This is a genomic window from Providencia sp. PROV208, from assembly GCF_028479465.1.
In the GTDB taxonomy this organism is placed as follows: domain Bacteria; phylum Pseudomonadota; class Gammaproteobacteria; order Enterobacterales; family Enterobacteriaceae; genus Providencia; species Providencia alcalifaciens.
Map to the genome: position 1 here is coordinate 1 of NZ_JAMPNS010000001.1, position 24,215 is coordinate 24,215.

The window sequence follows — 24,215 nt, forward strand, 5'->3', positions numbered from 1 at the left end:
CTGCTTCACCACTTATACGGTCAGCTCAGCCGCATCGTTCCATACAGTGATTATTGGCGTGATAGGACAGTGAAAATAGTCAGACGTAAGGAGTTGGCATGAGTTTAAAAACAATACGACTCTATGGTGTTTTGGGTACCCAATTTGGTCGCGAACATCAACTTGCTATCGATTCTCCGCGTGAAGCGATTAAAGCGTTATCGGTACTCTATGATGGATTCGAGCAGTTCCTTGCCAATGCGCATCTGAAAGGGCTGGAATTTGCGGTATTTAAAGGTCAGCGCAATATTGCTGAAGACGAATTGCATCTTGATACCAGTGAAGAAATTCGCATTGCTCCGGTAATTAAAGGGAGTAAACGGGGTGGTTTCTTCCAAACTATTTTAGGGGTTGCACTAATTGGTGCTGCCGCATTTTTATCGGGAGGTCTCTCTGTCGCATTTACCGCTGCAGGGACATGGGGAGGGGCATTGGCGTTGAGTGGTGCTGCTATGGCAATCGGTGGTTTGGTGCAAATGCTCTCACCCCAGCCTCAAGGCTTATCCATGCGACAAGATGCGGATAATAAGCCATCCTATGCATTTGGTGGTGCTGTAAATACCACGGCGCAGGGCAATCCTGTGCCGCTGTTATATGGACTAGACCGCCGTGAAGTCGGAGGTGCGATTATCTCCGCGGGTATCTATACCGAAGACCAAAAATAACAAAATTAATCTTTATCATATACGGAAACGGCTTGAGTGCCGTTTTTTTATGGGTGAAATATGGAAACGATATACGGCGCTAAAGGTGGCGGAGGGGGCGGTCATACGCCCGTAGAAGCCAAAGATAATTTGCTTTCAGAATCGACTGCAAAAATTCTGTTAGCCATTTCTGAGGGGGAAATTGCGGGGGGCTTGGATGATACGCGTATTTTTTTAGATGAGACGCCAATTGGTAATGCGGATGGAACGAAAAACTTCGAAGGGGTAACATGGGAGTTTCGCCCCGGTAGCGAGCAACAAGAGTATATCAAAGGGATACCGTCGGTTGATAATGACAACGCCGTGGGTGTAGAGCTGCGAGACGATCAGCCGTATATCCGAATGATTAATAATACGCAGTTATCCGCTATTCGCCTTCGCTTTTCAGTGCCTCAGTTAATGCGTCAACACGATAATGGTGATACAACGGGATATCGCATTGTCTATGCGATTGATTTATCTACAGACGGTGCTGGGTATCAAGAACTCGTTAAGTCTGCATTTGATGGTAAAACGACCAGTGAATATCAGCGCACCCATCGTATCGATTTACCCTCAGCCACGACAGGTTGGCAATTGCGCGTTCGGCGACTCACCAAAAATCAGAATACCGCTCGTATTGCCGATAAAGTCTCGATTGCTGCGGTCACCGAGGTGATTGACGCCAAGTTACGTTACCCTAATACGGCGCTTCTCTTTGTGACATTTAATGCCCGTCAATTTAACAACCGTATCCCTAAAATTAGTGTTCGTCCGAAAGGGGGATTGTTAGTTAAAGTGCCGACAAATTATGACCCTGTGAATCGAACGTACGCGGGTGTTTGGGATGGAACGTTTAAGCTGGCGGCAACCAATAACCCCGCCTGGGTGTTTTATGATTTAGTCCTGAACAATCGTTATGGCAGTGGTGACAGAATCAAAGCCCATCAGATTGAAAAGTGGGATTTGTACAAAATCGCACAGTATTGTGATGAATGGGTGCCTGATGGACGAGGAGGCGAGGGAAAAGAGCCTCGTTTTTTATGTGATGTGTATATTCAATCACAAGAGGCAGCGTATACCGTATTACGGGATATTGCGGCTATTTTTCGAGGAATGACCTTCTGGGCGGACAATAAAGTCAATGCGGTTGCCGATATGCCAGCCAGTATTTTTCGTACATTTACCAATGCCAATATCGTTGGGGGAAAACCGTCTTACTCGGGGGGCAGTATCCAAAATCGCTACACCCAAGCCTTAGTTTCATTTACGGATACGGATAACCACAGCAAAGATGATATCGAGGCGGTCGCAGATTTAAAACTTCAGCATCGTTATGGCGTGCGTAAAGTAGAACTCTCTGCAATTGGGTGTACCCGTCGAAGTGAAGCGAATCGACGTGGTCGCTGGGCATTACTGACTAACGCAAATGACCGCATGATCACATTTGCCACGGGGTTAGAAGGGGCAATTCCCTCACCGGGTCATATTATCGCGGTAGCTGATTCAAATTTAGCTGGGCGTGATAACGGTGGGCGTATCTCTTCCGCGAAAGGAAGGAGTATTACTCTTGATAGAGAGACATCAATTAAAGCGGGTGATCGCCTGATCATCAACTTACCAGACGGAAAATCAGAAGGGAGAACCGTTACTTCAGTAAATAAAAAAGTGGTTACAGTTTCTGTTGAATATTCCCAAATACCACAGAAAGAGACCGTGTGGGTGGTGGATTCTGATGACTTAGCGGTCCAGCTATATCGAGTGATTAATATCAGCGATAACGGCGATAACACTTACACCATTAGCGGTGCTATCCATAATCCTGACCATTATGACCATATCGATTCAGGTGCTCGCATTGACGAACGTCCCGTAACGGTTATTCCGCCTCGCGTTCAGCCTGCACCGAAAAAGGTCGAAATCACGTCTTACTCAAGAGTTGACCAAGGCATGGCGTTGACTACGCTCAGTGTCAGTTGGGACGCGGCTGAAAATGCGATTGCTTATGAAGCGCAATGGCGTCGTGATAACGGGAACTGGGTCAATGCACCAAGGACATCATCACTGGGGTTTGATATTGAGGGCGTTTATTCTGGTCGATATCAAGTGCGAGTTCGAGCGGTTAATGCGTCTGAAATTTCTAGTGCTTGGACAAATGCCCCCGAAACTAGCCTGACAGGAAAAGTGGGTAATCCACCGAAACCTGTCAATTTTAAAGCCTCGCCAAGGGTGTTTGGCATTAAGTTGGATTGGGGGTTTGATGAAAATACTAGTGACACATTGAAAACGGAAATTCAGTACAGTAAGACCCCTAATGGTGAAGATTTGATGCTGTTATCTGATGTCCCTTATCCGTCAAGAAACTATGAGATGGCAGGTTTAGCCGCTGGTATCGTATTTTACTTCAGAGCAAGACTTGTTGATAAATCGGGTAATGAATCCGAGTGGACTCAATGGGTGCGAGGAGAATCAGAGTTTGATGTGAATACCATCTTGCCGGATTTGAACGAGCATTTCATGTCGACAGATGCTGGGAAACAGCTCTCTCAAGAACTTGATTGGCTGAATGAGTCGGTGTTAGTCAATAGTGCAGCAATTAAAGAAGTGAAGAGAGAGGTTACGGTAAACCATGAACAGTCACAATCTCAACATAAAACGTTAGAGCGTGCGTTTGCGGATGAACGAAAATCGTGGGCAGAAAAATACGCACAAGTGACCGCATCAATTAATGGGGTAAACGCAGGCGTTGTTCGGCTTGATAAAGCGGTGACGAATTTAGACAGGTCTTTCAGTGAATCACAGAAGCAAGTTCAGGCGAAATTGGATAATCAAGGTGCGCTGATTAACTCTAAGATGCAGGCGGAATTTAAACAAAATGCCGGGTACGCGATGCACAATACAAACATCACAATCATGGTGGATGGGAAAAAATATAGTGCCGCGAGTATGGTTATTAGTGCTGAAGTGAAGGCGGGGAAAATTGAATCGTTCATTGGATTTAATGCAAATAATTTTGCTTTCTTTAATCCAACACGAGGAAAAATGGAACCCTTGATGTTCATGAAAAATGGACAAATTTTCATGCGCGAATCATTCATCGCCGATGCCTCGATTAGCAATGCCAAGATAGGAAGTGTGATTCAGTCGAATAATTTCGTTTCGGGTAAATCAGGATGGCAAATTAATAAAAATGGTACCCCTGAATTTAATGACGGGATATTTAGAGGAAAGATTTATGCTAGAGATGGTGAATTTAGAGGAACTGTTTATGTAGACAAACTTGTTGGTGATAATGCAACCGCGACAATTTATAAGGAGGTATCTAAGAGCGAGATTCATGGTAAGCGTTATGACCAAATCATAGAAACATCGGTAATTTATAAGGGTGGAATGCCTTATGATGTTGATTTATTGATGCCAACGATGCAGTTCACTGCGGAGGGATCTGTGCCCGGCGCGATTCACTCTACTCGTGTAGAAATTATCATCAATGGAGTTAAATACTCGCCTCAAACTACGGTAATAGCGACAGAAAAAGATCGAAGACTGATTTGTTCTTTGTATACTACACTCAAAGCGGCGGTTAAAGATGTGAAGGTGACAATTAGATATATCACGTACCATAAAAACGGTTGCAAGACTACAATTCATCCCGCGATGATTATCGCTTGTAAACATAATTCTTCTTCATTTATTTCCATATAGCTTATTAATGAGCAGTGATATTCCCATTCCAACCACAGGATTTGGAGGAAGTATATTTGTATCTTTGCGTGCATATGCAGTCGTTGTATCGAGTACTACAAATACAAAGCGAGCTGAAATATTCAAAGAAGAGGGGACACTCATCAAAGCAATAAAAAGATCAGTCTCAGTTAATATTGAGTGATTCTATTTAACTCATTGAAGCAGTGAAGTTAATAAAACTGTCACTGTATTGGTATCAAGAATCAGGGTACAGAAAATAGAATTGCTGCGAGTAATCTAATTAGCCGCAGAAATTAAACTGCGGCTATTACCAGTTAAAAAACTTTATTTTTTGCTAGCAAGGTAATCTTTTAAAGTTCCTTCAGGTTTTTTCTTGCAAAACTCAAGGATTAAAGGAGCTTCCGCAACGCTCTGTTCAGATAATGCCACCCAGTCTCCACTTTTAAACTGAGTATCTTGTGATGTTACCCATAAGGCAACTGGAGCCCAGCTTTTAGGGTTTAAGTCCACATACTCTTTACATGTCATATTTTCGGGAGTTGAGGTCATTTTGTCTGCGGCTAATGCATTAAAGGACAGAGCACTTGATGCAATCATGCAAGCAGAAATTAGAAACTTATTCATAAATATTCCTCTTCGTTTTCTAGTGATAACGCCTATTGAAATAAATCTGTAGTCTACAAATAATAAGAAATATTAGTAAAGTCAATAAAGTTATAGGGAGATTTTAAATTTTCAAATTACAATTATCACTTATCGATTCTCTATAAGTGATTTAGAAGTTGGAAAAGTGAATAATCCAGAGGTTTGAGAGCATAATAGATTGTGTCTAATTATATGAATGGAGTATCGAAGCATGAGTTCTGATGTCTTAGTAACAACATTGATTGGAAATAAGATTAAAGGTCTGAGACGTGACGCTGGATATACTGCTGTTGAATTTGCTCAACTGATAGGGTGTAAAAGCGCACAGCAGTTATATCGTTATGAACGAGGAATAAATAAAATAGATATAGATACTTTGGTTTCAGCTCTTAAGATTTTACGTGTTGATATTAAAGAATTTTTTAATGAGGTGATGTGGGAAATTCAGTAGCGTTAACTATTAAGTGAATTAGTTAGACATTCCTCATTATTAAGAGCAGCTTTGGAGTGTCTGTTATTAGGTAGGCATACTTTTTATCGCTGTCAGTTTGTTTGCTGATAGATGTAAATATTTTTCTATAAGTTTGATAGCAAACGCTTTGTTTTGTTTTGATGAATCGCAGTAAACGGATAGCTCAACGAATTTGTCCATAAATTCATCTATAGAAATCAATCCAGCAATGTTTGTTCTATAGAATACATAAATTATTGATTGCTCAGTATGTGATGGTTCCCGATGCTCATTGATACAATTTAGAGCTAATAGAAATAATTGAGTGATATTCATGAAGTCTCCAATATTTTGAAGTGAAATTTTAAGTGAAATGACTTTTATTGAATATCAAATTTAGTCAGAAATTTTTTAGATTTGCTTTTCTTAGATTATCGACCTTAACAAAATTATAGTTTTGTTAAGGTAAGAGCTGGTAGACATAAACTTTAGTTCATTCATTTTGGCAGTAATTATATTAAATAGGCTTAAGATTGTAAGCAAAATATTTTGTTAGAAGGAATATCTAGTAATGGAAAGCTTTTGTCCTATAAGAAGTTAGGTGTATAAGAAAGGTATTTTGCTAATGATGTAATTTTGTGTAATTCATTGCTTTTATAGATATTGTATTGCTAATCTTTTCTAGCATAGAAGCCGCATATCATGGTTTTTCATCACATTAGGTATTTTTTATCCGTGCAGTTAGTTGTTATTTCTTTTCATACATCTTCCATCTTCAAAATTTCACGCTCATCAACACCGAGCATTTCAGCTATAGTCATTAAGTCATCTACATAGATTGAGTCATTCCCGTTTTTAACGCGAATATACATAGCTTCTGAGATTGTTAGATGATTTGCAATTTCAGATATTGAAATATTTTTCTCGATGCGTTTTTGTTTGATGAATATGCCGAGGATTTTCTTGCTCATTGTGGTTTACCATGTATGGTTTTTTGATGATGATGGCATCGAGAGTGAATTACTGTGACGAAATGTGTAGAAATTGTGATGTGAAGTGAGGGGGAGGGATGTGTTATGTTTGTGATAAAAGGGATTCCTCAAAACTCTTTATCACTACAATATAAATCAATAGGTTACAATGTATAATTGAAATTCTTAAATCAATCATAAATAAAAATACATTTAAAATCAATATGATACTATTTCAGGGGAATATACTGCTGCGCCATATAGGCTGTATTTAAAAGACAATAAAAAAGCCCACCGGAGTGAGCTTTTCTATTTTTCTAGTGCGCGTGCATTTCACGTGCATTTCGAAGTCCATTCTGGGTAATGTTACTGTCTGCTCAACTTTACTAACTTACTGTTTTTAAAGCTGTTGTCACATCACTGACAGTTAAAATTTGGTGGAGCTGGCGGGAGTTGAACCCGCGTCCGAAATTTCTACATCCTCGGTACTACATGCTTAGTCTAGTCTTTAATTTCATTTGCCAGCTGCGGACAGACACGCCACCAACAAACTATCCTGATTAAGTTTAACGCTTCAACCCCAGGCAAGGCATCCACGCGATCTCTTTTGGGTTTGACCTCTCTTGATCCCCGTCCTAAGAGCGGAGGCTAGGGAGAGAGGGCTCTAAGCAGGTTATTAAGCTGCTAGTGCGTAGTTTTCGTCGTTTGCGACTATTTTTTTGCGGCTTTTTACGAGGCCAACCGCCCCTCGGCATGCACCTTGGGTTTCGCAAATCCCGTCGAATCCAGAATCAGCCCCAAGTTGTGATTGCAGTATAACAGAAAATAACTCTATAAAGCTAGGACTTAGCGATTAGAATGTTTCATTATACGTGCTTTATCTAATTGCCACTCTCTATCTTTGATATCAGAACGCTTATCGTGGGCTTTTTTACCTCTAGCAACGCCAATTTTGACTTTGCACCACGCATTTTTCCAATAGAGGGAAAGGGCGATAATTGTGTAACCTTCGCGATTCACTCGTCCATAAAGTGTATCTAATTCGCGTTGGTTAAGAAGTAATTTTCTACTACGTGTTGGGTCACAAACTACGTGAGATGAGGCGACAGTTAGTGGTGTAAAGTTTGCACCAAACAAATAAGCTTCGCCATCACGTAAGAGAACGTAGCTATCACCAATATTGGCTTTGCCTGCACGTAATGATTTAACTTCCCAACCTTGTAGGGATAAACCCGCCTCGAACTCCTCTTCGATAGAATATTCGTGGCGAGCACGTTTGTTCATAGCAATTGTTGCTGAACCGGGTTTATATGGTTTTTTCTTTGTCATAGTTCATTCATTATACGTTAAGATGCGTTGAATGAAATCGTTCAACACTGATATTTTTGTGATTGTGCATTTCTTGCCCTGTACGGGTTTTGTTTTTTGAGTAACCCACTAATGGTGCTATTATATGCGCAGTTTTTGGGGATAGGAATTGATATGCCACAGATTAGTCGCTCTGCGTTAGTCCCTTTTAGCGCGGAACAAATGTATAAACTTGTGAATGATGTGATTTCATATCCAAGTTTTTTACCAGGATGTGTTGGAAGTCGCATTATTAGCCACAGTTCTGATGAAATGACGGCCTCAGTTGAGGTTTCAAAAGCAGGAATTAGTAAAACGTTTATTACGAAAAATGCATTGGAAGACAATAAACGTATTCAAATGCAATTAGTCGAAGGACCTTTTAGAACGTTATCAGGGGGATGGCAGTTTATTCCTTTGAGTGCTGATGCTTGTAAAATTGAGTTCCATCTCGATTTTGAGTTTACCAATAAGCTTATTGAGCTGGCATTTGGCAAAATATTTAAAGAGCTGGCCAACAATATGGTTCAAGCATTTACGTCTCGTGCTAAGGTCGTCTACCGTGTCTGATATCAATATTGAAGTAACTTACGCGTTACCTGAAAAGCAATTTTTGCTCTCAGTGAAGGTTGCAGAAGGAACCACGATTGAAGATGCAATTATTGCATCGGGTATTTTAACGCTGCGCTCGGATATCGATTTAAAGAAAAATAAAGTCGGAATATACAGCCGCCCAGCTAAATTGGGGGATGTGGTGCAAGAGGGGGATAGGATTGAGATTTATCGCCCATTGATAGCCGATCCAAAAGAACTACGCCGTAAACGAGCTGAAAAATCAAAAGAAAACAACAAGTAATATACAACATCATTGAATGTATTGATGTGAAATAAAGCCGAGTGAAAGCTCGGTTTTTTTATTTAATAAATACTATTTCGCAGAGGATAAGAGAGTGAAACGCTACAATTTTAAAGAAAACACTTGCAGTGAATTATCTTAAAGTAACTACCTGTTGGTTTCCATGATTTAAAGGATCTCAGGTAGTTACTTATACTCTCTCAAGCGTTAAGCAATATGGGGTGTTATTCCGCTACTTTTGGTTCTGATGCTTTAACTTCACCAGCTTCCATGGCTTGCTGAGCTTCAAGGTTCTTTTCGTTTTTGATATCTGTCAGGATACCATTACGATCAAACGTCAGCGTTAATGTTTCTTGCTTCACTGGGTCATGTCCCAGCTCTTGGCGGAAAACATAAAACCAAGTCTGAGAACCAAACGGGTCAGTCATCATTGGGGTGCCCAAAGCATAAGCAACCTGTTGCTGTGTCATTCCGTTCTTAATTTTCGAAACATCTTTTGCTGTCAGATAGTTACCTTGGTTAATATCCGGATGATAGACAAGACGTTCCATCATTGAACAGCCTGTGGACATTAATGCGAATGATAGTGCAGCAGCAGTTAACAATTTATAACGCATGGATATCTCATTCCTTTTGGAGTCAGAACATCAATGATAATCGACATTGATACAATTTAAAACCTTCCAGATCGACTCTAAGACAACAGGAGATAAAAAAAGTTGTCGAAATTTAAGCTGCGAGCAACTCTTTTGCATTAGCCAGCGTGTTTTTGGTGACTTCAGAACCTGCTAGTAATCTTGCAAGCTCTTGTAATCTTGATTTTTTATCCAGTAATTGCATATGCGTCTCCGTTTCTACGCCATTGGTTTCTTTGCTGACATAAAAATGGTGGTGACCGCACCCTGCCACTTGAGGTAAGTGAGTCACACACATGACTTGAGTGGATTCTCCGAGCTCACGTAGTAATTTTCCAACAATGGCAGCGGTTGGTCCACTAATCCCCACATCGACTTCATCGAAAATTAAAGCAGGGGTGTCCATTTTCTTCGCTGTAATCACTTGGATAGCTAAAGCAATGCGAGATAATTCCCCCCCCGATGCAACTTTTGCTAACGCTTGATGTGGTTGTCCAGGGTTAGTCGTGACATTGAACTCCACTTTGCAAGCACCATCAATTTGTAGATTTTCAGGAACAAATTTGACATCAATAGTAAACAAGCCATGGGGCATAGAGAGCTGATGCATACTATTTGTAATTAATTGGCTCAGCTCTTGTGCATAATGTAGACGAACGTGGTGTAAACGTTCTGCACACTCTAATGCTTTTTGGTGGTCAGCGAGGACTTGTGCATTGAGGGCTTCACAATCTTCATTTTGATTAGCAATTTGATTTTGCTCTTCGACTAATTGTTGAAAGAGCTCTGGTAGAGCTTCAGGTGTCACATGGTGCTTACGGGCTAAACTAATTTGCTTGGAAATGCGTTGTTCCAATTCAAATAAGCGATTTGGATCTAATTCATACTGGTCGCAATAATGTTTAATTTCATCACTGACTTCGCTAACTTGAATAGAGGCTTCTTCTAGCATATCCAGTAATCCAGAGAATTTGGGGTTTAGAGTGACTAAGTCAGTCAATTCATTTTTTGCCATGTTCAATAGGCTAATAACGTTAGCCTCATCACTTTCGGTGAGAATTTGTGAAGCAGTTTGTCCAATGGTGAGAAATTGCCCATGATTAGCCAATTGTTTATATTCTTGGTCAATTTCTTCAAATTCCCCTTGGATAGGGAGAAAGTCATTTAATTCTTTTAAATGGTAATCAAGTAACTGCTGACGAGATTCACGCTCTTGCATCTGTTTTTGAAAAATAGCCAATTGCTGACAAGATTCATGCCATGTTTGCCATGTTTGCTTCATTTGAGCGAGTAATTGTTGCTGATTTGCATACGCATCAAGCAGAGATTGCTGATGGTCACTATCTAACAATAATTGGTGAGCATGTTGACCGTGAATTTGAATCAGTAGCGCACCCAGTTCACGTAACTGTGAAAGCGGAACAGAAACACCATTAATAAAGCCGCGAGAACGGCCATCAACAGCAATGGTACGACGTAGTAAGCATTCGTTATGATTATCAAGTTGATGTTCAATCAGCCAGGTTGTTGCCATTTGTGCATCAGATAAAGAAAAACGTGCACATAAGTCAGCACGTTGAGCTCCTGGGCGCACCATGTTGGCTTCCCCACGGTTGCCTAAACATAAACCGAGAGCGTCAATAGCAATGGATTTACCCGCACCGGTTTCACCTGTAATTGTTGTCATACCGCTACGAAAATCGATTTCTAACTCACGAACGATGGCAAAATTATTGATGGTTAGTTGGGTTAGCATCTGCGCTCTCCTGTTTAAATACACAACTGTGTTTTCATACAGTTTAACCTGTTTTTTTATACAGTAAAGAGGCAGAGTGAAAAAATTAAAAAGTTTTTTTAGACCAACCGAGCTTTGAGCTTAACGTATTGAAATAATTATAATCTTTAGGGTGGATTAAATTCAGACTCTTTGAGCTGCGTTTAATAATGACTTCTTCACCATCTTGGATAGGGAGCATAATTTGACTATCACAGCTGACTTCATAATCGATATTTGTACGTAAAAACTTCAAACGAATACTGCTGTCACTGCTAATCACGAGTGGGCGAGATGATAGGGTATGTGGGAACATTGGTACCAACACAATTGCATCTAAATTCGGTGTCAAAATTGGACCACCTGCGGAAAGAGAGTAGGCGGTTGAACCTGTTGGTGTCGCAATAATTAGACCATCAGAGCGCTGAGAAAAGGCAAATTTCTCATCGATGTAGACTTCAAACTCAATCATGTGTGCGACTTTTCCTGGGTGAAGAACCACTTCGTTAATTGCGCTACTTTTACGGGCCTTTTGATTTGCTTTGATAACTTGGGCTTCTAATAAAAAGCGCTGTTCTTCATGATATTCTCCTTCAAGAACACAAGACAGTTGTTGGAGTGCATTATCAGGATCAAGGTCAGTTAAAAATCCTAAATTACCTCGGTTTACGCCAATAACCTTATTGTTATAGCGAGATAAAATTCGTGCAGCACCGAGCATGTTGCCATCCCCTCCGACTACAACGACTAAATCTGCCTGCTGACCGATTTCTGTTAAAGTGCCTGTATTGGCATCTTTTAATTTCAAATCTTTAGCCACTTGCTTATCAATGATTGCATGGTAATTTTTTGAAATGAGCCAATGGTAGATGAGTTCATGGGTCGCCAGTGCTTCAGGGTGCCTTGGGTGTCCGACAATACCGATAGTTTTAAATTGTGAAGATGGTGTCATCTTAGCCTTTTGCATACTTTTTTAACTCCTCGTTGTATGACTTCCCTTGAATCCCTGTATTAGATCCCCATAATACTCCCATAGATAGAATTATTGCTAAATACGCGGAGATATTCATGAGTAGTAAAGAACAAAACATGCATGATGAGCAAGCTTCTGAGCAAAATGAAACACAAAAAGTGCAAGCAGAGCAAGAAGTAGAAACTCAACAAGCTGATTTACAAGCAGAAGAACAAGCGTTAGCCGCGCGTATTGCTGAGCTTGAACAGCAACTTGAAGCTTCTCGTAAAACTGAACGTGAAGCAATGCTACGTGCTCATGCTGAAATCGAAAATATTCGTCGTCGCACAGAACAAGATATTGAAAAAGCCCACAAGTTTGCACTTGAGAAATTTTCCAATGAATTGTTGCCTGTGATTGATAACTTAGAGCGCGCTATTGACGCGGCAGACCGTGAAAGTGAAGAATCCAAAGCAATGCTAGAAGGTTTGGATCTTACGCTAAAAACGTTCTTAGATGCAGTGTCTAAGTTTGGTATTGTGCCTGTTGATGAGGCAAATGTGCCATTCAACCCTGAAGTTCACCAAGCGATGACCATGATTGAATCTCCTGACCACAGTGCTGGTCAAGTGATTAACGTGATGCAAAAAGGTTATACCTTAAATAATCGTCTGTTGCGCCCTGCGATGGTGATCGTTTCTAAATAAGTTTAGAACGAGATATGATTTTAGGATATAGAACAAAATGGGATGCTAAGCATCCCATTTTTATATCCATAGATTGCTATTACGCAGGGATAACTGGGTTCCAGTTGATAGGGGTACGGCCTTGCTGCTCAAGTAATTGATTAGCCTTAGAGAAGTGACCACACCCAAGGAAACCGCGGTGTGCGGATAGTGGTGATGGGTGAGGCGCTTTGAGTACATGATGGCGCTTAGTGTCAATAATGCGACCTTTCTTTTGCGCGTGTGAGCCCCATAACAGAAAAATAACGCCTTCAGTATGGTCATTAATTGCTTGGATAACTTTATCTGTAAACGCTTCCCACCCTAAATGTGCATGTGAATGGGCATGACCTTGTTCAACGGTTAGTACAGTATTAAGCAATAAAACACCTTGCTGTGCCCAGCTTAGGAGATACCCATGGTCTGGGCGAACAAATCCAGGAATATCTTTCTCAAGTTCTTTATACATATTTACAAGTGATGGTGGTGCTTTAATGCCTGGACGCACTGAAAAGGATAAACCATGAGCTTGCCCCGGACCATGATAAGGGTCTTGCCCTAATATCACGACTTTAATATCACCCAATTCTGTATAACGAAAAGCATTGAAAACATCTTCTTGTGGAGGATAGATCACTTTGCCGTTTTCTCTTTCTTTAGCAACAAACGCAAGGGTATCTTTAAAGTAAGGCTGTGATTTTTCTGCACCGATTACGTCGTGCCAAGTCATCGTGTTTGACATGAATTATTCCATAGTGATGTGTTTTATAGTGCTTAGCTTACTGGTTCATGGCGCATAGATAAAGTGTTGTTCCATCTTAACCCCCTTAAATTATTTAAAATTATTTTGAAAATCTACAAAAATAATTAAAAAATCCATTTATGAATATTGATTTAAATCATAAAGATGCACGAGTTTGGTTAATTACCATACGAAATAATTGATAAATATCAAAGAAAGCGAGGGGGCTAGCTGGTATATATTAGATAAACAGGTTGGTTAGACCAATTATCCAATCAACAGCGATTAAAAATAGTTAGTAAAGGTTGATCAAAATCTGATTCGAACGTGGAGGTCGAGATGATTACTGGTATTCAAATTACAAAAAGTGATAATGCTGCACTACTTAATTCTTTCTGGTTAATCGATAGCGAGTCAAATGAAGCTCGCTGTGTGTGTGCGAAAGCGGATTATAACGAAGGTCAGGTTGTTGCTAAAGATGAATTAGGTGCTTTTGAGTACCGCGAAGTTCCTCTGGAAATGAAACCGACTGTACGTGTGGAAGGTGGTCAGCACTTAAATGTTAACGTATTAAGCCGTGAAACATTAGAAGATGCAGTGAAAAATCCAGAAAAATATCCTCAATTAACGATTCGTGTTTCTGGCTATGCCGTGCGTTTTAATTCATTAACGCCTGAACAACAACGCGATGTTATTACCCGTACTTTCACTGAAAGCCTGTAATAAACATTAAGGGGTCAATAGATCTCTTATCTTAATAAATTCTAAAAGCCATTGTTCTCAATGGCTTTTTTATTTGTCTCTAACAAAGTAGATTATTTCCCTCCTTAGTTATTTATATTTCAATATTCTTCCAGCATACAGCATTTGTTAGGGAGAATTTATGCCATTGAGTACATTAATACAGCAGACAGTAAGTAAGGATGAACTTTCATTTGTTGAGGAAGGTTTAAATTTATATCAACAGAATACATTTTTGGAATCGTTATGCAGTCCTCGTGATAAATGGTCTAAAAATATAATGCGGGAGGATTTTTTAGGAAGAGATGCACAGAATAAAGATTATCTTTTAGCGCTACTTTCACAAGGTGCTTATCATCATAATTGGCGAGATATTCATGGAATAGAAAAACTCAGTACGTCAAAAATTAACGCGTTAGGTATTGATGCAGAACTTTTAAATAATGAATTTACCGGTTTCCAATCGAATATTTGTTGTTTTAATGGTCTATATATTATTTGTTTTGCGGGAACGAATGATATTGTCGATTTCTATGCGAATATTCGACAAGGATTAGGATATTACGAACCTCAATTCTTTCAGGCTGTGGGGTTAACGAATATTCTATATCGAGCGGTTAAAGGCAATATTATTTGCACTGGGCACTCTTTAGGGGGAGGGCTAGCATCGATAGCAGCATTGGCAAGTCAATCACCTTGTATTTCATTTAGCCCGTCAGGGCTTGCACAAAACACAGTACATAAAATTGGGATGGATTATAACATTGCTAAACAGCGAGCAGATGAAGGTTTGATACGCTTTTATACTGTTCAATATGATTGGCTTGATGTACTGCAAAACAGGTTACCAATCCCTTCTGCGTTGGGAAATTGTATCAAAATGGCTTATAGCGAACATAATTCTTGGAAAGACTGGTTACCACACCGTTTGTTGACCAGGAGCTTTATTGCACATTCAATGGTTAAGATTATAAGGATGATGTGCAAACATAAACCATGGAATAATTGGAATGCGATTACAGGTGAATTTGATAAAACTTCGGATTCTATGTTGAATGATCTTCCAAACATAGAGCAACGACGAAGTTCTAATTGGCAAGAAAGCTGTAAAACATCAATTAAGAGAGAAAATATAAACGAATTTATTGCGCTACTTTCAATGAAAAATAAGCACTGTGATATTGATAAGCTCGCAATGCAGTCTGTTCGAGCTGGAAATAGTCAATTCATTAAAATATTGTTGGAATCCCCTTATGGTCAGGGAATTAAAAAAATGCAATTGGCTCAACAAAAAACAGTTTTACATTTGGCTGCTCAAAGTGGAAGAGTCGCACAATCAGAAATTTTGTTAAGTAATGGCTTAATGGTCAATGTTAAAGATAATTTAGGAAATACTCCATTGCATGACGCTTTAAATAGTCACTCTTTAGAGGTTGCTGAATTATTATTATCGAGTGGTGCTGACTGGCGAATGGAAAATAGTCAAGGCTATAATTGCCGCGATATTTTAGATAATCACATGATAAAAGCAGAGTCATTGACCCATGAAAGCCGGATAATGAGAGAGAAAGTATATAAACTAATGAATTAAAAACGGGCCGAAGCCCGCTTTTATGAGTATCACTTTTAGGTGTTTTACTTGGTTTTATTGCTATCGGTTGTCGATGGCGCCACAGGAGTGCGGCGTTTACCGATATTTTTCTTATCGCGGTGGCGTACTTTTTCTTTTTTCTTACTTTGTTCTTCTTTTTTCTTTTCTTTACGCTTAGCCAGCACTTTCTTAGATGGCTTCGGCTTATTTAGCATCGCTTCAGAAGGCGCTTTTGTTGTTGGTCGTAAAGAATCCACCACGCGGATTTTAATTGGATCTTCAATGTAGCGAGTGATTTTACCCAGTAGAGGGAAATCGTGAGCTTCCACTAAAGAGAGGGCAGTACCTTTGCGTCCTGCTCGACCTGTACGACCAATACGGTGCAGATAGACATCTGCAGTACGCGGTAAGTCGAAGTTGAACACATGGCTGACATTTTCGATATCTAATCCACGAGAGGCTACATCGGTAGCAACCAAGACTTTAACTTGTCCTGTCACTAAACGGCGAACCGCTTCGTTGCGTTTTGCTTGAACCATTTCACCTTCAAGATAACAAGGTTCAATACCGGCATCACGTAACCACTGCACGACTTCGCGAACGCGTTCACGCTTACGCACAAACACAATTGACTTAGTGACATCTTCCTGCTTAAGAAGATGGCAAAGTAGGGCAGTTTTGTGCTCTAAAGTGTCGGCACGATAGTAAAACTGCTGGATTTTTTTACGTTCGCGACGTGATGGTTCTGCATCAATTTCGATAGGATCTTCAAGCAGACGTTCAGCGAAATCGCGAATAGCTTCCCCTTCAAGGGTCGCGGAAAATAGCATGGTCTGCTTACGCCAGCGAGTTTCGCCTGCGATGGTTTCGATATCATGAGCAAAGCCCATGTCGAGCATCCGATCTGCTTCATCGAGGATCAGAATTTCGACCGCGCGGCAATCAAAGTTTTCTTCTTTAATGTATTGCAGCAAACGTCCGGTCGTTGCGACGACGATATCTTGGTTTTCGCTGAAGACTTCAGCGTGGTTCATATAAGCAACGCCGCCTGTGATTGTGGCAACGTCTAAATGATTATGTGCACACAACTCTTTGGCTTGGTCAGCGACTTGCATAGCGAGTTCGCGAGTTGGTGTTAAAATCAGGACGCGAGGTGGCCCTGATTTTTTTCTTGGAAAGTCAAGTAAATGCTGAATGGCTGGCAACAAGAATGCCGCGGTTTTACCTGTTCCGGTTGGGGCTGAACCTAAAACGTCTCGCCCATCCATTGCAGCAGGGATGGCCGCTTCTTGGATAGCCGTCGGGCGCTCATAACCTTTATTGGTCAGCGCAGTGATCAGGCTTTCATCAAGCTCAAGTTCAGAAAATGTGGATGCAGTCATGATATACCTCTATTTGGGGCGCTGATTATAAACAGGTTAGCAAAATTGTTCACCACAAAAATCAGCTTTGTGCAGAGTTTACCTGTTTTTGTTAGCGGGGGGTATATAAGGAAGCGCCTTACCTACTATGAGGTGTTGTCCGTAAGACATTTTCATAGCAGGTAAGGAAAAGATGTGGAATTAGCTAAGCATGTTAATTAGCCAAGTATGGTAAGGAATACCGACGAGGTCGATCAGCACAGCACCGCTGAGTGGCACAATCATAAACGCTTTCATCGACACATGTTTGTAGCGCTCACAAACCGATGACATATTGGCCATCGCGTTCGGCGTGGCGCCCAGTCCATGCCCCATCATGCCGGAGCACATGACGGCAGCATCGTAGTTTTTACCAAGGAGTCTGAAGACAACGAAGACAATAAACAGAATGATAGCAACAGTCTGCGCCAATAAAATGATGAAGAGCGGCAGGGCGATGACTTTCAATTCCCAAATTTTTAGCGACATCATCGCCATGGTTAAGAATAACCCCAGAGAAACATCAGAAATTAAATTGATTGATTTCTGGTTAATACGAACAATTTCAGCTTGGTCATTAATATTTCGCACAATAATTGCGATAATCATTGCACCTACATAGCTTGGTAAAGAAAAACCGGTCGCTTTAGTAAATTGCGCAGAAGCAAACTGCCCCACGACCATGACACCTAAAATCAGAGCTAACATTTTTAAGAAAGCATGAGCATCGATTGAGTCGATTTTACCCGCCAGTTTTTCTTCAACTTTTACATTCTCGACATTTTCTTCGGATTGAATGGTCACCTTGTGTTTCTTAATGAGATAGCTCGCGATAGGTCCACCTAACAAGCTACCAGAAATCAAACCAAATGTTGCCGCAGCAATCGCGGCGACAGTTGCGGATTGCACTCCAAGCCCTTCTGCCATACTGCCAAATGCAGCAGCACCACCATGTCCCCCGGTGAGAGAAACGCCGCCCGCCATGATCCCGATAACCGGGTCAATACCTAATAAATGGGCAAGGCCTGCTCCAAATGTGTCTTGGAAAATGACTAAGGTCCAACAAATTAAAAGGTAAGTGATTAATAAGCGTCCGCCGCTTTTTAATACGCGGAAGCTGCCATCAATACCGACAGTGGTAAAGAATGCGACCATTAAGAAAGTTTGTAAGCTGGTATCAAATGAGATTTCAGCTAAGTCGAAAGATTTTAATCCCCAGATAAGTAAGCTGACTAAAAATCCACCAATGACCGGCGAAGGAATGCAAAAACGTTGTAGCCATTCAATACGCTTTTTGAGGTGAACTCCCATTAGTAAACAAATTACAGTCAAGAAGAGGGTGGTGAGTGTGTCGATGTGGAACGTCATATTTTTCCCTTTTTTTATACCTTGTCTTTCGTGCTACAGCGCTGTTGGTTTCTCTCAGCTACCCTAGCCACATACTTGAGTATGTTCCTAGGAATACCTTCATTCACCACCTAGCTGTAACTCGAAATCCAAGGGTATAAATATCTTTATGATGAAAGAGATAAATACGCTTAATTTTCAAACTACAGTGTTGTTGGCTATTTCGAACCTCAGTGCTGTTTATTGTTAACTAGTTACTTAGTTGACTAAGTTTTTATTTATATTTTGAAAGACAAGGTAAAATTGTTTATCAGTCGTTTTATTGTGTTTGTTGTTTTTAGAATAAATATTGGTAAACCAAGTAAGCTGCTAATTTTGATGTGTGGTTATCAATATCAAATTCAGGGTTACATTCAGCGATATCAAATAGCGTAATCTTGCCGCTAGATTTGATGACGTTAAACAATTCATCAAATGTTTCAGTGGAAATGCCTCTGGCGGCAGGCGCGCTGACTCCCGGAGCTATACCGGCAGAAAATACGTCCAGGTCCACAGTGACATACAGGAAATCCACTGAATTTATAAATTGCTTAATTTTTTCAATAGCATGTGGCAATAAACTCGGAGTTAATGCTTTATCACGAATGTAGTGACTGCCTAAGCGATCTGCTGTGTCGAATAACACTTTGGTATTACCATGATCGGCAATACCTAAGCATAAGTAATTGAAAGGGCGCTGATGTTTGGCACACAGTTGTGATGATTGTAAAAATGGTGTACCAGAGGTGGCTTCGTCAGCTTCACGTAAATCAAAGTGCGCATCAAAGTTTATGATCCCAATGGTTTTTTCCGGGTGATGTTTGTGAATATAATCAAAAACACCTTGGAAACTGGCAAAGCCCACTTCGTGCCCACCACCTAACACAATCGGTTTTTGTTGTTGTTCTAGAATGGAAATGATCTCATCGGATAAGCGGCGTTGAGCGATTTCTAAATTGCCATCATCACAGCTAACCGTCCCTGCATCACGAATGGCGAGCGGCTGGTGGATAGGCAGACCTGCAAGTTGACGGCGAATAGCATCCGGCCCCATTTTAGCCCCTAGGCGACCTTTATTACGACGAACACCTTCGTCCGAAGCAAAGCCTAGAATGGCAAACTCAGCAGGTGAGCATTGGTTGATGACTTGGTGGATCCGCAAATGTTCAGGTGTTTCACCATCAGTACGACCCTGCCATTGAAAAGGTTGTGTCATAGTTACTCCAAGTTAATCAGTTTTGTTATATTTTGTGCTGTTTGGCATGTCGCTTTGATGAGCTCATCGACGCGATTAATTGCCCGAAATTCAGGTGCCATCACTGAGACGACAGCTAAAATATCATTCCCTTTGAACACGGGGGCTGAAGCGCCAAAAACGCCAGCGTCAATTTCACCAACGGAGATGCCATAACCCTGTTGGCGAATTTGCACCAAATCCTGTTTTAATTTTTGCAAATAGTTATCTTTGTGTAGCTGTTTTGCGTGGGTTTCAAAGACCAATTCTTGGTATTGTTCATCTCTGTACGCTAAGAGGGTTTTGGCACTCGCGCCTCGGATTACTGTATTACCGTGCCCCACAATGAAAGAGCAGCGTACGGCTTGTTCACTATCAATTTTATCGACACAAATGGTTTCCCGTAGATTAGCGGTAATAATTGCCGCGGTTTCTTGGGTCTTTTTCGCTAATGCGTGAAGCTCCGATTTTGACGAAGTCATCAATAAACTATGGTGATAGTATTTTTCTTGGGTTTTGATACTCTGCGCACCGACGGTATAAGTGCCATACTGTTTAGAGTAAGTCACGAATTCCCAATTTATGAGAATAGTTAAAAGTCGATAAACTGTTGAGATTGGAATATCAAGCTCTTTAGAAATAGTTTGTGGTGTGACGGGAGATGCACAAGTTGTGACAAACGATAAGATATCTAGTGTTCGATTAATACTGTTCATGGCATCTCCTTTTTCTCGAACTTAGCAGTAAAAAAAATCACTAACAAATCACATTCTCATATTATGAGAATAATATTATTGTAATTGAATTAAATTTCTAGATTTGTGGACTGAAATTGAGAATGTGTACGCAAATCATATTCAAACCAGAGTGGCTGTATGAGCGAACAAAAAAAGCGTTATCGAAAAGGCGGATTTACTTTCAAGCAATTTTTTGTTGCCCATGATCGTTGTGCAATGAAAGTCGGAACGGACGGGGTGTTACTGGGTGCGTGGGCGCCAGTAAGCCCTGCAAAATACGCGTTAGATATTGGTAGTGGAAGTGGTTTAATCGCATTAATGTTGGCTCAGCGTAATACTCAGTTGCATATTGATGCCGTTGAACTTGATGCGGATGCCGCTTCGCAGGCCCATGAAAATTTTAATGCATCGCCATGGTCTGATCGATTGCAGGTATTTCATCAGGATATTATTACGTTTAGTGAACAGCCTCATCGGCAATATGATTTAATTGTCAGCAATCCACCTTACTTTGAACCCGCAGTGGCCTGTCGAGATGAACAGCGGGATCAAGCGCGCTATACCCGCACACTTAATCATCAAGTGTTACTAGATAGCGCCAAGCGTTGTCTAGCACCTGAAGGTATTTTTTGCTTAGTCTTGCCTTATGATGTTGGGGAGAAGGTTGAGGACATGGCGCTCACGAGTGGTTGGAGTTTAGCTTATCGTGTGCAGATTCAAGATAAATTACATACTCCATATCATCGTATGTTATTAGGGTTGGCACAGAAGGAGATGGAGACCGAGATTTCATCTTTGACGCTGAAACAGCAAGAGGGGAGTTATACCAATGAGTTTATTGCCTTGATTCAGCCTTTCTACCTTAAATATTAAAAGCCTATCAGTGATTGACTCACCGATAAGCTTTTGATGAATCACGACAATATTATCGCGTTAGAATAGTTGGACCGGATTCAGGTAAAAGCTCTGGATAATCTAACGTGTAGTGAAGGCCTCGGCTTTCTTTACGTTCAAGGGCACAGCGCACCATTAATTCTGCGACTTGTACTAAATTTCGTAGCTCTAACAAATTGTTGGAAATTCGGAAATTAGCATAGTAATCATTAATTTCTTGCTGAAGTAAGTGAATACGACGCAAGGCGCGTTCTAGGCGTTTTGTCGTGCGAACGATCCCCATGTAATCCCACATAAACAAGCGTAATTCATGCCAATTATGCTGAATGATAACTTGTTCATCAGAATTATGAACTCGGCTCTCATCCCATTCTGGTAGGTGAGAAACGGCAGGGATTGCATCGATTGTTTTGATGATGTTTTCCGCCGCTGCCCATCCATACACAAGGCATTCGAGTAGCGAGTTAGATGCCATGCGATTAGCACCGTGTAGTCCGGTATAACTCACTTCACCGATAGCATATAAATTAGGAATATCGGTCATGCCAGTCGAGTCAACGACTACACCGCCACAGGTATAATGTGCTGCGGGAACGATCGGGATCGGTTCTTGGGTTAAGTCTAACCCTAATGTCAGTAATTTGGCGTAAATCGTAGGGAAGTGATTTTTAATAAAATCCGGTGATTTATGGCTGATATCCAAATACATACAGTCAGCGCCGAGGCGCTTCATTTCATGGTCAATGGCTCTAGCGACAATATCCCGTGGCGCTAATTCACCACGCTCATCATAGTCGGGCATAAAGCGGCTACCATCGGGGCGTTTTAGGTAAGCCCCTTCGCCTCGTAGTGCTTCGGTAAGCAAGAAATTACGTGCTTGGGGGTGGAATAAACACGTTGGATGAAATTGGTTAAATTCCAAGTTAGCGACTCGACAGCCCGCACGCCATGCCATCGCAATGCCATCACCAGATGAAATATCGGGATTAGTGGTATATTGATAGACTTTGGCAGCACCACCTGTGGCTAAGACAACCGTTTTGGCTCGAATCGTTTCGACCTGCTCTTTTTGACGATTCCAAACATAGGCGCCAACAATGCGCGAGTGAGTTATTTTTTGTGCTTTGTCTTCGAGGATCAAATCAACGGCATTATAACGTTCTTTGATCTGGATATTTGGGTGGTTGAAAGCAAGGTTCACAAGGGTGGTTTCAACTTCTTTTCCCGTTGCATCTGCGTGGTGCAGAATACGACGATGACTGTGTCCACCTTCTCGAGTGAGATGATACTGGGTTTCTCCCGTTTCGTTGACCTCGGTATCGAAAAGTACGCCTTGGTCAATCAGCCATTGAACGCAATGCTTCGCGTTTGAGGCAATGAATTCCACTGTGCTTCGTTCACAAATTCCAGCGCCTGCGATGAGGGTATCATCAACATGGGATTCGATGCTGTCTGTATCATCAAAAACAGCGGCAATTCCGCCTTGAGCGTAATAGGAAGCACCTTCATTGAGCGTGCTTTTGCTGAGAATCGTCACTTGATGAAAGGGTGCTAGCCGGAGTGCGGCTGATAATCCTGCGACACCACTTCCAATGATTAAAATATCAGTGTCATGCTGTGTGGATGTGTTCATAAGTATTTGCGTGTTGTGTTTCTATAGAGAATTTTATGTTAGCCTATCGAGCTGCCTCTGACTATGCATTAATCCTCATTTAGCGTCATCGGCGAGCGCGATAATTTAGCGGTGCGTTGTTTGACTATTTTGCTAAAAAATATTTTGTTAGAGAAATCATAGCGAGCTAAATGATAGATGATTATACGAATGAATAAATGCCATGTATTCGTGCCGCATATATGCCTGTTTTGTGTATACTATTAGGTAGTGCTCACAAGGATCGATGGGATCGATTAAGAAACTTAGATCTCATTTTTTGGAATTATTTTCGGTTTTTTTCGGAATAAATTGAACTTCATCAGTTTTTATTACTCGAAGTTAGGCTTGCTTAAGGAAGGGAGAAGATGAACAAGCTAAGTCATTATCAATCTGTGTTCAGGAGATGGATCCTGGAATGAGCGAGCAGCTGACAGACCAAATCTTGGTTGAGAAAGTACAAAAAGGCGACCAACAAGCTTTCAACTTACTGGTAATTAAATACCAGCATAAAGTTGCAAGTCTCGTTTCTCGTTATGTACCACAAGCAGATGTGCCTGATGTCGCGCAAGAGTCATTTATTAAGGCTTATCGTGCAATAGGTTCGTTTCGTGGCGACAGTGCTTTTTATACTTGGCTGTATCGAATTGCTGTCAATACGGCAAAGAACTATTTAGTCGCTCAAGACCGGCGTCCTCCCGCGTCAGATCTTGAAGCTAGCGACGCAGAAAACTTCGAATCAGCCGGTGCATTGAAAGAAATTTCGAACCCAGAGAACTTAATGTTGTCTGATGAATTAAAGCGAGTTGTTTTCCGTACCATTGAGTCACTGCCAGAGGATCTCCGAATGGCAATTACATTACGAGAACTTGATGGTTTAAGTTATGAAGAGATAGCTGAAGTGATGGATTGCCCTGTAGGCACAGTCCGATCACGGATCTTCAGGGCGAGGGAAGCAATTGATGAAAAAGTTCAGCCGTTGATCCAACAGCATTGATTAGTTGGATCGCGAGTTACCATTTAACTGTGAGCAATTAACTGAAGGTAATTGGG

General features: G+C 41.1%; 23 protein-coding genes, 1 other RNA gene and 1 pseudogene. 11 read left to right on the forward strand and 14 right to left on the reverse strand.

Annotated features, from left to right (window positions below; all coding sequences use genetic code 11):
• The 3 genes and pseudogenes from PR766_RS00005 to gpJ all read left to right on the forward strand — a co-directional run.
• Positions 1-102, forward strand: a pseudogene (locus PR766_RS00005) (peptidase P60); the annotation flags it as partial.
• Positions 99-704 (forward strand): tail assembly protein, encoded by a 606-nt coding sequence (locus tag PR766_RS00010; RefSeq protein ID WP_006658704.1) that lies wholly within the window; start codon positions 99-101, stop codon positions 702-704. The pseudogene PR766_RS00005 and the gene PR766_RS00010, both read left to right, overlap by 4 nt.
• 60 nt (positions 705-764) lie before the next feature.
• On the forward strand, positions 765-4,427 hold the full coding sequence (gpJ, locus tag PR766_RS00015; RefSeq protein WP_036975026.1) for a TipJ family phage tail tip protein: 3,663 nt from the start codon (positions 765-767) through the stop codon (positions 4,425-4,427).
• Positions 4,428-4,754: 327 nt separating this feature from the next.
• Here gpJ and PR766_RS00020 read toward each other — a convergent pair whose 3' ends face one another.
• Positions 4,755-5,054 (reverse strand): HdeA/HdeB family chaperone, encoded by a 300-nt coding sequence (locus PR766_RS00020; protein ID WP_006658701.1) that lies wholly within the window; start codon positions 5,052-5,054, stop codon positions 4,755-4,757.
• Between the two features lie 232 nt (positions 5,055-5,286).
• Between PR766_RS00020 and PR766_RS00025 the strand changes: the two genes are divergently transcribed.
• Positions 5,287-5,526, forward strand: a complete 240-nt coding sequence (locus PR766_RS00025; RefSeq protein WP_036966831.1) for a helix-turn-helix domain-containing protein — start codon at positions 5,287-5,289, stop codon at positions 5,524-5,526.
• Positions 5,527-5,592: 66 nt separating this feature from the next.
• Here the strand turns inward: PR766_RS00025 and PR766_RS00030 are convergent, their stop codons facing one another.
• The 4 genes from PR766_RS00030 to smpB form a co-directional block, all read right to left on the reverse strand.
• Positions 5,593-5,862, reverse strand: coding sequence for a hypothetical protein (locus PR766_RS00030; protein ID WP_006658699.1), 270 nt, complete (start codon positions 5,860-5,862; stop codon positions 5,593-5,595).
• Between the two features lie 422 nt (positions 5,863-6,284).
• Positions 6,285-6,497, reverse strand: coding sequence for a helix-turn-helix domain-containing protein (locus PR766_RS00035; protein ID WP_006658698.1), 213 nt, complete (start codon positions 6,495-6,497; stop codon positions 6,285-6,287).
• A 435-nt stretch (positions 6,498-6,932) separates the two neighbouring features.
• Positions 6,933-7,296: a transfer-messenger RNA gene (ssrA, locus tag PR766_RS00040) on the reverse strand.
• 47 nt (positions 7,297-7,343) lie between these two features.
• Entirely contained in the window at positions 7,344-7,826 is a 483-nt protein-coding gene (gene smpB / locus PR766_RS00045; RefSeq protein ID WP_154636370.1) for an SsrA-binding protein SmpB, read from the reverse strand.
• A 153-nt stretch (positions 7,827-7,979) separates the two neighbouring features.
• Here smpB and PR766_RS00050 point away from each other — a divergent pair, with 153 nt between their 5' ends.
• A complete protein-coding gene (locus tag PR766_RS00050; protein WP_006661273.1) occupies positions 7,980-8,414 on the forward strand; it encodes a type II toxin-antitoxin system RatA family toxin in 435 nt (144 codons plus the stop codon).
• Positions 8,407-8,700 carry an RnfH family protein gene (locus tag PR766_RS00055; protein ID WP_211886192.1) on the forward strand — a complete coding sequence of 98 codons (294 nt, stop codon included), beginning with the start codon at positions 8,407-8,409 and terminating at the stop codon, positions 8,698-8,700. The genes PR766_RS00050 and PR766_RS00055 overlap by 8 nt, the downstream gene beginning before the upstream one ends.
• A 224-nt stretch (positions 8,701-8,924) precedes the next feature.
• Here PR766_RS00055 and bamE read toward each other — a convergent pair whose 3' ends face one another.
• The 3 genes from bamE to nadK all read right to left on the reverse strand — a co-directional run bounded on the left by bamE (position 8,925) and on the right by nadK (position 12,061).
• Positions 8,925-9,317 (reverse strand): outer membrane protein assembly factor BamE, encoded by a 393-nt coding sequence (gene bamE, locus PR766_RS00060; protein ID WP_006658693.1) that lies wholly within the window; start codon positions 9,315-9,317, stop codon positions 8,925-8,927.
• Positions 9,318-9,429: 112 nt separating this feature from the next.
• Positions 9,430-11,091 carry a DNA repair protein RecN gene (recN, locus tag PR766_RS00065; RefSeq protein WP_006658692.1) on the reverse strand — a complete coding sequence of 554 codons (1,662 nt, stop codon included), beginning with the start codon at positions 11,089-11,091 and terminating at the stop codon, positions 9,430-9,432.
• Between the two features lie 85 nt (positions 11,092-11,176).
• On the reverse strand, positions 11,177-12,061 hold the full coding sequence (gene nadK / locus PR766_RS00070) for an NAD(+) kinase (RefSeq protein WP_179896740.1): 885 nt from the start codon (positions 12,059-12,061) through the stop codon (positions 11,177-11,179).
• Between the two features lie 116 nt (positions 12,062-12,177).
• On the opposite strand from nadK, the gene grpE reads away from it, so the two are divergent.
• Positions 12,178-12,768 carry a nucleotide exchange factor GrpE gene (gene grpE / locus PR766_RS00075; RefSeq protein WP_006658690.1) on the forward strand — a complete coding sequence of 197 codons (591 nt, stop codon included), beginning with the start codon at positions 12,178-12,180 and terminating at the stop codon, positions 12,766-12,768.
• 79 nt (positions 12,769-12,847) lie between these two features.
• Here grpE and ung read toward each other — a convergent pair whose 3' ends face one another.
• Positions 12,848-13,528, reverse strand: a complete 681-nt coding sequence (gene ung / locus PR766_RS00080) for a uracil-DNA glycosylase (protein ID WP_006661275.1) — start codon at positions 13,526-13,528, stop codon at positions 12,848-12,850.
• A 339-nt stretch (positions 13,529-13,867) separates the two neighbouring features.
• Here ung and grcA point away from each other — a divergent pair, with 339 nt between their 5' ends.
• Positions 13,868-14,251 (forward strand): autonomous glycyl radical cofactor GrcA, encoded by a 384-nt coding sequence (grcA, locus tag PR766_RS00085; protein WP_006661276.1) that lies wholly within the window; start codon positions 13,868-13,870, stop codon positions 14,249-14,251.
• Between the two features lie 160 nt (positions 14,252-14,411).
• Positions 14,412-15,860, forward strand: a complete 1,449-nt coding sequence (locus PR766_RS00090; protein ID WP_006658687.1) for an ankyrin repeat domain-containing protein — start codon at positions 14,412-14,414, stop codon at positions 15,858-15,860.
• Positions 15,861-15,904: 44 nt separating this feature from the next.
• Here the strand turns inward: PR766_RS00090 and srmB are convergent, their stop codons facing one another.
• The 4 genes from srmB to PR766_RS00110 form a co-directional block, all read right to left on the reverse strand.
• Complete coding sequence (gene srmB, locus PR766_RS00095; protein WP_006658686.1) at positions 15,905-17,242, reverse strand: ATP-dependent RNA helicase SrmB; 1,338 nt, start codon at positions 17,240-17,242, stop codon at positions 15,905-15,907.
• A 180-nt stretch (positions 17,243-17,422) separates the two neighbouring features.
• Positions 17,423-18,628 carry a sodium/glutamate symporter gene (gene gltS / locus PR766_RS00100; RefSeq protein WP_006661277.1) on the reverse strand — a complete coding sequence of 402 codons (1,206 nt, stop codon included), beginning with the start codon at positions 18,626-18,628 and terminating at the stop codon, positions 17,423-17,425.
• 316 nt (positions 18,629-18,944) lie between these two features.
• Positions 18,945-19,862 carry a formimidoylglutamase gene (gene hutG / locus PR766_RS00105; RefSeq protein WP_006658684.1) on the reverse strand — a complete coding sequence of 306 codons (918 nt, stop codon included), beginning with the start codon at positions 19,860-19,862 and terminating at the stop codon, positions 18,945-18,947.
• A gap of 2 nt (positions 19,863-19,864) precedes the next feature.
• Positions 19,865-20,596 carry an IclR family transcriptional regulator gene (locus PR766_RS00110; RefSeq protein ID WP_036975011.1) on the reverse strand — a complete coding sequence of 244 codons (732 nt, stop codon included), beginning with the start codon at positions 20,594-20,596 and terminating at the stop codon, positions 19,865-19,867.
• Between the two features lie 159 nt (positions 20,597-20,755).
• Here PR766_RS00110 and trmN point away from each other — a divergent pair, with 159 nt between their 5' ends.
• Entirely contained in the window at positions 20,756-21,490 is a 735-nt protein-coding gene (gene trmN, locus PR766_RS00115) for a tRNA(1)(Val) (adenine(37)-N(6))-methyltransferase TrmN (RefSeq protein WP_006661280.1), read from the forward strand.
• A gap of 52 nt (positions 21,491-21,542) precedes the next feature.
• On the opposite strand, the gene nadB is transcribed toward trmN, so the two are convergent.
• Positions 21,543-23,144 (reverse strand): L-aspartate oxidase, encoded by a 1,602-nt coding sequence (nadB, locus tag PR766_RS00120; protein ID WP_036963937.1) that lies wholly within the window; start codon positions 23,142-23,144, stop codon positions 21,543-21,545.
• A gap of 436 nt (positions 23,145-23,580) precedes the next feature.
• Here nadB and rpoE point away from each other — a divergent pair, with 436 nt between their 5' ends.
• Positions 23,581-24,159 carry an RNA polymerase sigma factor RpoE gene (gene rpoE, locus PR766_RS00125; RefSeq protein WP_006661282.1) on the forward strand — a complete coding sequence of 193 codons (579 nt, stop codon included), beginning with the start codon at positions 23,581-23,583 and terminating at the stop codon, positions 24,157-24,159.
• Positions 24,160-24,215: the final 56 nt, after the last annotated feature.